Annotated in this window: 9 protein-coding genes and 1 pseudogene; 1 reads left to right on the top strand and 9 read right to left on the bottom strand. The window is 56.9% G+C overall.

The genetic code is table 11. The features are described from left to right. Positions 1-164: 164 nt before the first annotated feature. The 5 genes from spoIIE to yabP all read right to left on the bottom strand — a co-directional run bounded on the left by spoIIE (position 165) and on the right by yabP (position 4,855). Positions 165-2,660, bottom strand: coding sequence for a stage II sporulation protein E (spoIIE, locus tag ABEV74_RS22445; protein WP_430149798.1), 2,496 nt, complete (start codon positions 2,658-2,660; stop codon positions 165-167). A 366-nt stretch (positions 2,661-3,026) separates the two neighbouring features. After that, positions 3,027-3,482 (bottom strand): S1 domain-containing RNA-binding protein, encoded by a 456-nt coding sequence (locus ABEV74_RS22440; RefSeq protein WP_430149795.1) that lies wholly within the window; start codon positions 3,480-3,482, stop codon positions 3,027-3,029. A gap of 165 nt (positions 3,483-3,647) precedes the next feature. Next, entirely contained in the window at positions 3,648-3,959 is a 312-nt protein-coding gene (locus ABEV74_RS22435) for an FtsB family cell division protein (protein WP_430149792.1), read from the bottom strand. Between the two features lie 12 nt (positions 3,960-3,971). Continuing rightward, a complete protein-coding gene (yabQ, locus tag ABEV74_RS22430; RefSeq protein ID WP_430149789.1) occupies positions 3,972-4,574 on the bottom strand; it encodes a spore cortex biosynthesis protein YabQ in 603 nt (200 codons plus the stop codon). Beyond that, positions 4,571-4,855, bottom strand: coding sequence for a sporulation protein YabP (gene yabP / locus ABEV74_RS22425; protein WP_430149786.1), 285 nt, complete (start codon positions 4,853-4,855; stop codon positions 4,571-4,573). The genes yabQ and yabP overlap by 4 nt, the downstream gene beginning before the upstream one ends. Positions 4,856-5,062: 207 nt before the next feature. Here yabP and ABEV74_RS22420 point away from each other — a divergent pair, with 207 nt between their 5' ends. Continuing rightward, positions 5,063-5,527 carry a L,D-transpeptidase gene (locus ABEV74_RS22420; protein ID WP_430149801.1) on the top strand — a complete coding sequence of 155 codons (465 nt, stop codon included), beginning with the start codon at positions 5,063-5,065 and terminating at the stop codon, positions 5,525-5,527. An 83-nt stretch (positions 5,528-5,610) separates the two neighbouring features. Here ABEV74_RS22420 and ABEV74_RS22415 read toward each other — a convergent pair whose 3' ends face one another. The 4 genes and pseudogenes from ABEV74_RS22415 to ABEV74_RS22400 form a co-directional block, all read right to left on the bottom strand. After that, positions 5,611-5,892, bottom strand: coding sequence for an RNA-binding S4 domain-containing protein (locus ABEV74_RS22415; protein ID WP_062489629.1), 282 nt, complete (start codon positions 5,890-5,892; stop codon positions 5,611-5,613). Beyond that, positions 5,893-6,165: an HU family DNA-binding protein gene (locus ABEV74_RS22410; protein WP_062489631.1), complete on the bottom strand. Its 273-nt coding sequence runs from the start codon at positions 6,163-6,165 to the stop codon at positions 5,893-5,895. A 251-nt stretch (positions 6,166-6,416) separates the two neighbouring features. Beyond that, on the bottom strand, positions 6,417-7,943 hold the full coding sequence (yabN, locus tag ABEV74_RS22405; protein WP_062489633.1) for a bifunctional methyltransferase/pyrophosphohydrolase YabN: 1,527 nt from the start codon (positions 7,941-7,943) through the stop codon (positions 6,417-6,419). Between the two features lie 121 nt (positions 7,944-8,064). Further along, positions 8,065-8,351: pseudogene (locus ABEV74_RS22400) on the bottom strand (polysaccharide biosynthesis protein); the annotation flags it as partial.

Here is an 8,351-nt window from a genome sequence, read left to right as displayed (position 1 = left end):
AACTTTTCACTGTCCAGTTATTATAAACAACATAGGAAATAAAAATCAAAACCGCCGCGGCCGGCACGGAGCAAAAGGCCTCCAACGCAAAAAAAGGTTGTTCCCCTCAAGGCGTCATCGGAAGATGACATTCCCCGGGAACAACCTCCGCCGCTATCGGCCGTTCAGCTTACGGTTCGCGGGCGCTCCAGCCTGGACAGCCCCGGCCAGCGGAACGAAGCCCATTCGGGACGATGCCGGTCCACCTTGGCGACGACGACGGTCATATCGTCGGCAATTTCCCCCTGGTGATGCCGGACGACCCGCTCCAGCAGCGTGTCCGCAATCTCTTGCGGATCCTCCGCCACAATCTCCTGAATGACCCGCTTCATCCACAGCTCCTTGTTGACGGTGTAACCCGGCGCGTCGAAAATGCCGTCCGTCATCATAATCAGCGTATCGCCGGGTTGAAGCTGAACCGAAACGAGATCGATGTCCAGTTCCTGCAAGATGCCGATCGGCAAATTGTTGGCCGATATTTGGATTACCTCTCCTCCCCGTTTAATAAAGCTCGGCGTCGATCCAATCTTCATAAACGTCGTCTTGGCCGTATACAAATCGATCAGCGCCACGTCCACCGTGGCGAACATTTCGTCGGACGACCGCAGCATCAGGACCGAATTGACCGACTTGATCGCCAGCTTCTCGTCCATGCCCGACTGCAGCAGCTGCTGCAAAATGGTCAGCGCGGTGCTGCTCTCGAGCCGGGCCCGCTCGCCATTGCCCATTCCGTCGCTGATGGCGACGGCGAATTTGCCGTTGCCGAGCTCGACCGTGCTGAAGCTGTCTCCCGAGAGCAAATCGCCTCCTTTGGCCGCGCCCGCAACGCCAGTTTCCACTTCGAATTCCTTGGCAGAGCCGAAGACGACAAGTACAGGGTCGCCATTCTTCTCCGGGTAGCGCTCGGATTTGACGGCGATATTTTCGCCGAGGATATCGGAGAGAAGCGGGGCAATAATTTTCCGGCATTCGTCGTAACCTCTGCTAAACGTATGGTATACTTCAATTTCAACATTCCCTTCTTCTAAATTGATAATATCGACGCCCTGTATCGATAAACCGAGACCTTCCAGCGCTTCCCGGATTTGCTCTTCCTGCAAATGCAGCGTCTGGCCTTCGCGCTTGATTTCGCGTGCCAGGTCCTCCATAACCTGCGATACGCCGGACAGCTGCTCAGCCACAAGCTGGCGCGATTCCGCAAGCTGCTTGCGCCAACGTTGATCGTTGCGGTACAGTTCGTATTGCTGCCGCATCACGTCAAGCACCTGCTGCGTCCTGCCGCAATGCCTGTTCCAGCTTTTCGGCAGGTCCTTGTTTCCGAGCGGCCGGCCTTCTTCCACCGCCGTCATCATATCGGTCATCATTTGATACGTTTGATAAAATTTGCCCTCCCAGCACATCGATTGGCGGTGGCAGCTGGCACACGTCCGCTCCGCAACCGCATTCATAAAATGTCCGATCTCCTCCTCTCTTCGATTCTCCCCGCCCGTCTCCGGCTGGATGGGGCCGAAGCTGCGGGACAATTGGCGAAAAATTTCCGAGAACTGCGCGACCCGTTGCGCGGTCACCTCCCTTACCCGTTTGGCGTATTCATGCTGGGACTTGGCATGCTCGTGCGTGCCGGGAACATAACGGGCGATCGTGCGGATCACCCCCTTGGGCGTCATCAGGAATAAAGCCGCCGCCGCGACCGACTCCCAGACGGAAGCCATAACATCGGTCTGATTGCCGACATATACGGATAGAATGGATGTGCCGAGCAGCATCCCGAAAGCGACAGCCATCTTGCCCGCATCGCGCAGCAGGCCGGCCAGCAAACCGGCGAAGGCAAGCAGGCTCATCTGCACGACGGCGCCCAGATCGACCAGGCTGAGAATCAGTCCGGCGACGACGCCGACCGCAGTGCCGAGCGGCGCTCCGCCGACAAAGGCAAACAGCAGCAGCACGTAGCGGGACATGACATGTTCCGCCGACATACCGTAAACGACCCAGCCGACCGCCCCTGTCATGACCGACGCAAGCAGAATCATGAGACAAATAATTTCTTCGTTTTTGAGCGAAGCGCTCTTGCGCGTCATCGTCAGCACCGGCACGGCTTGCATAAACACAAGCGTCAATACGAAAGCGAGCGACGCTTCGACGCCGATCATCGTCAAGTCGTACCAGCCGAGCGCCTTGTCGATAAACGCATCGAACAGTCTGACGAGCAGCGTGGCCATAAACACGAGCAGCGGCGCGTACGATATTTCCGACTTTTCATAAGCCTCCATCCCTCTTATCAATAGGTACAGCACCGCCAGCTCCATGGCGATCCAAACCGGCTCGGGCGTCATCGCGAAGAAGCTGCCGGCCACCAGCGAAAGCGCGACCCAGCGGCCGGCATCCTTGCGCATGAAGTGGATAACGGCGAAATAGGCGGCCGCAAACGGCATAAGCGATTCCAGCAATACGGCCCGACCGAGCAGAAATCCGATAGCTACCAGCAGCAGCGTCCACTTTTTCGCCGATAAGGCGCGGACGATCCGGCTGGAAGCCGCCGATTCCCGCCCTTTGCGAATCGCCGTCTGCATGAAGCTTGTCCGACGCGATCCGGGGAACATCACGACCTGATTTTTGTCCATCGCTACAGCACCACCATTTCGAAAAAATTGAGATGTTCCCTCATTATAGGAGTTGGTTTTTATAAAGTTTGTCAGATGACGTAGCCTGTCCAAAAGTTTTTTCCGACAAAAGCGCGCATGCCTTCGCGCCTGTGTCGTATGAGCCGCAAACCCTTGTCCCGACCGGGACGAAACGTTAATCGCCGGCAGCTTCCCGCCGACTGCGGGCGGGAGCATTCGCCGAAACCCGTGCCGGAAACCTTGACGAAACAGCGGCTTATCGTGTCGGGAATGCTGGATGTATCGGGAAAAGTTTTCGGCATACGGCCGGAAGACGCAAAAAAAGCAGAACCGTCTGAGGTTCTGCCGTTTGTTCGATTTATATCCTTATACCCGCTTGGCGCCGCGGCCTCCGCGTTTGCCCTCGGTATTCTTCTTCAGAGACGAAATGCGTTCTTCACTGTCTTTCAGGAAGCGTAACATTTTATCCTCAAAAGACGCCTTGTTGTAAGGAGCCCGGCCGGATGACGGCTTGAAAGGACGTCCTCCGCGATCGCCGCCTCCGCGATTGAAGCGTTCCCGCTGTGGTGCAGGCTGCCCTTCGGGCCGGTCAATCGCCTGTTTGATGGAGAGTCCGATCTTTCCGTCTTTGTCCACGTTAATTACTTTGACCGTGACAATATCGTCAAGCTTCAAATGATCTTTGACGTCTTTGACGTAATTATCGGCAATCTCGGAAATGTGAACGAGCCCTGTGACACCTCCCGACAAATCGACGAATGCCCCGAAATGCGTAATGCCTGTCACTTTGCCCTCTAATTTGGCTCCCACTTCAATTGCCATAAAATAAAATGTTCCTCCCTAAAATTTTTGCGAAGTCAGCCTTCGGCAAGCCTAAGCATGCAGCGGGCAGCTATGCCCTTTGAAGAAGCCTTCTTACCGTGATTATAACCGAATGGCGAAAGCAAGGTCAACAGACGTTCACCCGTTTTGCAGCGGTATTCCCGCTTATTCCACAACTTGGATTTGAATCTCGCCCTTCTTGACCATTCCCTGTTCTTTTCTGGCCAATTGCTCGATATATTCCGGGTCGTTCAGCCGTTCCACTTGCTTCCGGAGCCCGTTATTTTCCTTGTGGGTTTCCGCCAGTTGGTTCCGGATGGCAGCAAGACGCATCGCCGTCTCCTCTTGCTGCTTCGCCTGGTTGACCAGCGTATATCCAGCCCAGCCCATGAAGAGCGTGATGACGATCGCCCACAGCTTCAACCGTCGTTTCGCACCCGAGTTGCCGGCTGCTTGTTTGGAGTTGGCGTACGTCATGCATGTACCTCCTTAAAACCATCGTTTCCACAGACGGGAGAAAAATCCGCCGACCGCCCGAACTCGTTTTCCCTTGTCCCACCAGACTGCAACAGGAGCCAGCAGCCGCCCAAGCGGACGGAGGACCGGACCGAGCAGCCAGCCTAGCAGAAGCCAGAGCGGACGTGTCAATTGTAACACAATTTTAAAGAGGAAAATAGTAAGCGCGGCCAAAAACCCCAATATTACCCGGGCTAGACGGTAAATTAGGAATAAAGGCTTAATGATTACCAGTTCGAAAATACTGGCCCCGATATGCAGCATTTTCCGTACGGCGCGGATCAGCCAGCGAACGAGCGCAATGACAGGCCGGCTGAACAACCAGAAGTAACAGCAAATGCCGATCAGCAGCCCGAGAAAGACGTAGGCTCTCACCTCGCCGTCGTTGCTTTCGAACAACACCCGAAATACGATGATCGTCGCCGCCGTCCAATAGAGCAAATCGAGGACCGGAATCCACCAGCGGCTGAACCTCAATTCGTTCGAGATGACCCGATAGCCGTCGAAGACGAGGCCCATGCCGAGGCCGGAGAGCAGCATCATCGCCAATGTCCAACCTTGTGCGTCGAGACTCACTTGAACAACTTCCCTAGCAAGCCTTTGGATTTGGCATGGGCGTTTCCGTCCAAATAGGTCAGAGAATGAACCAGCCCTTCGATGGCGACAAGCCCCTGCTCCAGACTGAGATGCTTGATATGCAAATTTTGCCCTTTAATGGTAAGGAAACCGAGTACGGTTTCCAGCAAAAATTCTTCGCTGTCGAAGCTTTCCACATTCCGCACGCCGGTCATTTCCAGCAGCTTGCGATTCAGCATCTTGACTTCCTGGCGCTTCTGATCCTTGACCTGATCGTTCATCGACTCGTCCCTCCCTTTGAGACTAGCTTATGGGAAAGGGACGGGGTTTAGAACCGTCCGCATACGCGGGCATAAGGGGAATATCGAAATGACGCGAAGCTCACAATAAGGAAGGCTGTTCCGAACCGAACGATGGATCATTCAATTCCCGAACGAGGATGAGGTTGATTGAAAAAGATACTGTACATGATGGTGTTCCTTGCGCTTATGCTGCAGATCCTGATCTCCGATTATACAGCGGCCGGGGCTCCCTCTTCCGTTCAGTCCGCCGAACAATTGGAGGAGGAGAGCGTGTATCTGATGATTGACAAAAGCGACAATTTCCTTCTCGTTATGATGAACGGATACGCCGTTTACCGCTTTACGGTCGCAACCGGGCGCAACATCCATCTGACGCCGACCGGCCAATTCCGCATCGTGGCGAAAACCGTCAACCCGTGGTATATTCGAAAACAGATCCCCGGCGGCGATCCCCGCAATCCGCTCGGTACGCGATGGATCGGGCTCAACGTTCCCGGCACCGGAGGCTACACGTACGGCATTCACGGCACGAACCGGCCGTATTCGATCGGCAGCAGCGCTTCCTCGGGATGCGTGCGGATGCATAACCGGGACGTGGAATGGCTTTACCGCCATATTCCGCTCGGTACGTCGGTCATCATCCGAAATTAAGCCGCATGGCCGGGCCGACCGGCCGCGCCGAAATGAAAAACGCCTGCGGGCAGCGGAAAAGCTGCCGCAGGCGGTTTCATTCTTCAAGCCTCATCGATTCGATCTTCGCGGGGACGTTCTTCTTCCTTAAGCAAGGTGTACATCCGTTCCGCCTCTTCTTTACGGGTCGTTTCCGCCAGCTGTTCGACGCGGACAGTGACGATTTTATGACCGTATTGAATTTTGAGCTCGTCGCCGACTTTGACGGCGCTGCTCGCTTTGGCTTCCCTGCCGTTAATCCAAATCCGCCCCTGATCGGACACGTCCTTGGCCACGGTGCGCCGCTTGATCAGCCTCGAAACCTTGAGAAATTTGTCCAGACGCAATTACTTGATCGCTTCTTTCAGTTTGTTGCCGGCTTTGAAAGCGGGAACCTTCGATTCCGGAATGGTGATTTCCTTGCCCGTTTGCGGGTTGCGGCCTACACGGCCGGAACGCTTGCGGGTCTCGAACGTGCCGAAACCGATCAGTTGCACTTTATCGCCGTTTGCAAGAGCTTCGGTCACTTCGCCCAGAAAACCGTTGAGCACCGATTCCACGTCGCGCTTCGACAGACCGCTTTTCGTTGCAATGTTGTTGATCAGATCCGTTTTGTTCATATTCCTTCTTCCTCCTAACATTCAATCCAAAATGACAGCAATTTGCTCGGGCCAAGCGTAAACGGCTTCGCCGGAGAAGCGTCGTTTTCGCGTTGAAATATAAGCAAAGCATCGTCCGGGGACGCACGCTTCCTTATATCCTTACAAGGCGCACAAGTCTATTACTTCTGCCTGCAACCGGAAAAATCCTCCCAGATGACGAAATTTTTTTGTCAGGCTTCCGAAAAGCGGCGCAAATTTCACCGGCTAGACTATACGCGGTTTTTCGCCTCTTCCCACCAGCGATCCATTTCTGTTAGGTCAGTCTGGTCAAAATTTCGCCCGTTTATACGAAGCTGTTCTTCGATATAAGAGAACCGTTTGCGGAATTTTTGATTCGTTCGCGCGAGCGCTTCTTCCGGATCGGCACCGATAAAGCGCGCCGCGTTGACCGCGGCGAACAGCAGGTCGCCGAGCTCGCCGGATTGCGAAGCGGCATCGCCGCTACGGACCGCTTCGCGCAGCTCCCGCAATTCCTCCTCGATCTTGTCCAGCGCATCGTCGACCCGGTCCCAGTCGAAGCCGACCTTGGACGCTTTCTTCTGGAGCTTGTACGCTTTCATGAGCGCCGGCAAATCGGCCGGAATGCCGTCGAGCACCGATTGCCGATCAGGATCGGCGCCCTTGCGGCGCTTCTCTTCCGCCTTCATCCGTTCCCAATTGCGCAGCGCTTCCTCGGCATCGCTTGCCCCGGCCTCTCCGAATACATGCGGATGGCGGAAAATGAGCTTCTCGTTCAACGCCTGGATCACATCGTACGCCGAGAACGTTCCGGTCTCCTCTTCCATCTGGCAATGCAGCATAACTTGAAGCAGCACGTCCCCGAACTCCTCCATCATGCCGGCAGGATCGTCGTTGTCGATCGCTTCGATCGCTTCGTACGTTTCCTCGATAAAGTTTTTCCGAATGGACTGATGCGTCTGCTCGCGGTCCCACGGGCATCCTTCGGGGCTGCGCAATATGGCCACAATCTCGTGCAGCCGTTCGAACGTCCGGTTGCGCAGGCTGGCATCGTCCGAACGAGGGATGTAAACGAGGGACAGGTTGCCGAAATCCGCCGACCGGTCCAGCTCGAACAGCGGAACGGCGGCGATCCGCTCTTCCCCGGGCACGCCAAGCGCATGGCCGACGATGACGGTATGCTCGTCCGGATAGACTTCCATCAGCGCCAGCTTTACATCGGAGGCGGTGAACGTATCGTACACCTGGCAAACGACGGTATGGATGTCCGGACGCAGCTTCGCCGGCGTCACATCTTGCGCGTCCAGCAGCTGGAACCCTTCGATCGGATCGAAGCCGAGACGGGTAAAGGCCTGATCGAGGAAGCTTTCGCCGCCCATAATGGTGTATTCGATCCCTTCGCGCGGGCATCTTTCCTTAAGCAGCGCCACGGTCCGCTCCGCCACCATCGGATGACCCGGAACGGCATAAAATACCGAATGCGCGGCCAACAATGCCGCATCCTCCGTGCCCGGCGGAGCGGCGGACGAAAGGCGCCGCGCTTCCTCCATCAGATCGGCGGCGATTGCTTCATAGACGTCGTCGAACGAGTCGAACCGCTCGTACAGCTCGTCGTAAGAGCGGTAGGCGATGCCGTTCTCGCGCAGCAGCTTCACCATCGGATGGCGTTCGGTGCGCAGCCGTACGACGGGAGCGGCCTGCAATTGTTTCCATACGCCCAGCGTCAGCTGGTCGGCGTCGCCGGAGCCGAGGCCGGCTACGATAATGTGCGGTTTCATGGTATGTAAACCTCCTATCACGTTTCCGCCGGAAAAGCGGCTTCGTAAGCGCTGGCTCAGATATTGCGCGGGCAAAGCCGGCTTCGCGGGGCCCGGACGGGCGGCGCTTGCCGTAAGCCCGCTATTCGCCGCGCGGCAGCAGCCGCCAGCGGCGCAGACGCGCGGCGAGGCCAGCGCCGCCCGGGAGCGCGCGCCATTCGCGCGCGCCGATGCCGCCGCTGCGCAGCAGCACGGCGGCGAATACGCAGGCGCCAACGGCCGTGCCCGTCAGCGCCTGCACCGCCGCCGCGGCCCGCGGCGGCAACGGAGCGAGCACGGCGGACAGCACGCGCTCGGACAGCGTCAGCGCCGCGGCCAGCGCCGCGAGCGCGAGAGCGGTGCCCGCCCAGACGCGCAGCGGGGCGGGCA

The sequence above is a fragment of the Paenibacillus cisolokensis genome (genome assembly GCF_050481165.1).
In the GTDB taxonomy this organism is placed as follows: Bacteria; Bacillota; Bacilli; order Paenibacillales; family Paenibacillaceae; genus Paenibacillus_AH; species Paenibacillus_AH cisolokensis.
This window is presented reverse-complemented; position numbering and strand designations above follow the sequence as displayed.

Coding starts and splice junctions, on each gene's coding strand:
- spoIIE (WP_430149798.1), bottom strand. CDS start 2,660: ATGGACAAAAATCAGGTCGTGATGTTCCCCGGATCGCGTCGGACAAGC.
- ABEV74_RS22440 (WP_430149795.1), bottom strand. CDS start 3,482: ATGGCAATTGAAGTGGGAGCCAAATTAGAGGGCAAAGTGACAGGCATT.
- ABEV74_RS22435 (WP_430149792.1), bottom strand. CDS start 3,959: ATGACGTACGCCAACTCCAAACAAGCAGCCGGCAACTCGGGTGCGAAA.
- yabP (WP_430149786.1), bottom strand. CDS start 4,855: ATGAACGATCAGGTCAAGGATCAGAAGCGCCAGGAAGTCAAGATGCTG.
- ABEV74_RS22420 (WP_430149801.1), top strand. CDS start 5,063: ATGCTGCAGATCCTGATCTCCGATTATACAGCGGCCGGGGCTCCCTCT.
- ABEV74_RS22410 (WP_062489631.1), bottom strand. CDS start 6,165: ATGAACAAAACGGATCTGATCAACAACATTGCAACGAAAAGCGGTCTG.
- yabN (WP_062489633.1), bottom strand. CDS start 7,943: ATGAAACCGCACATTATCGTAGCCGGCCTCGGCTCCGGCGACGCCGAC.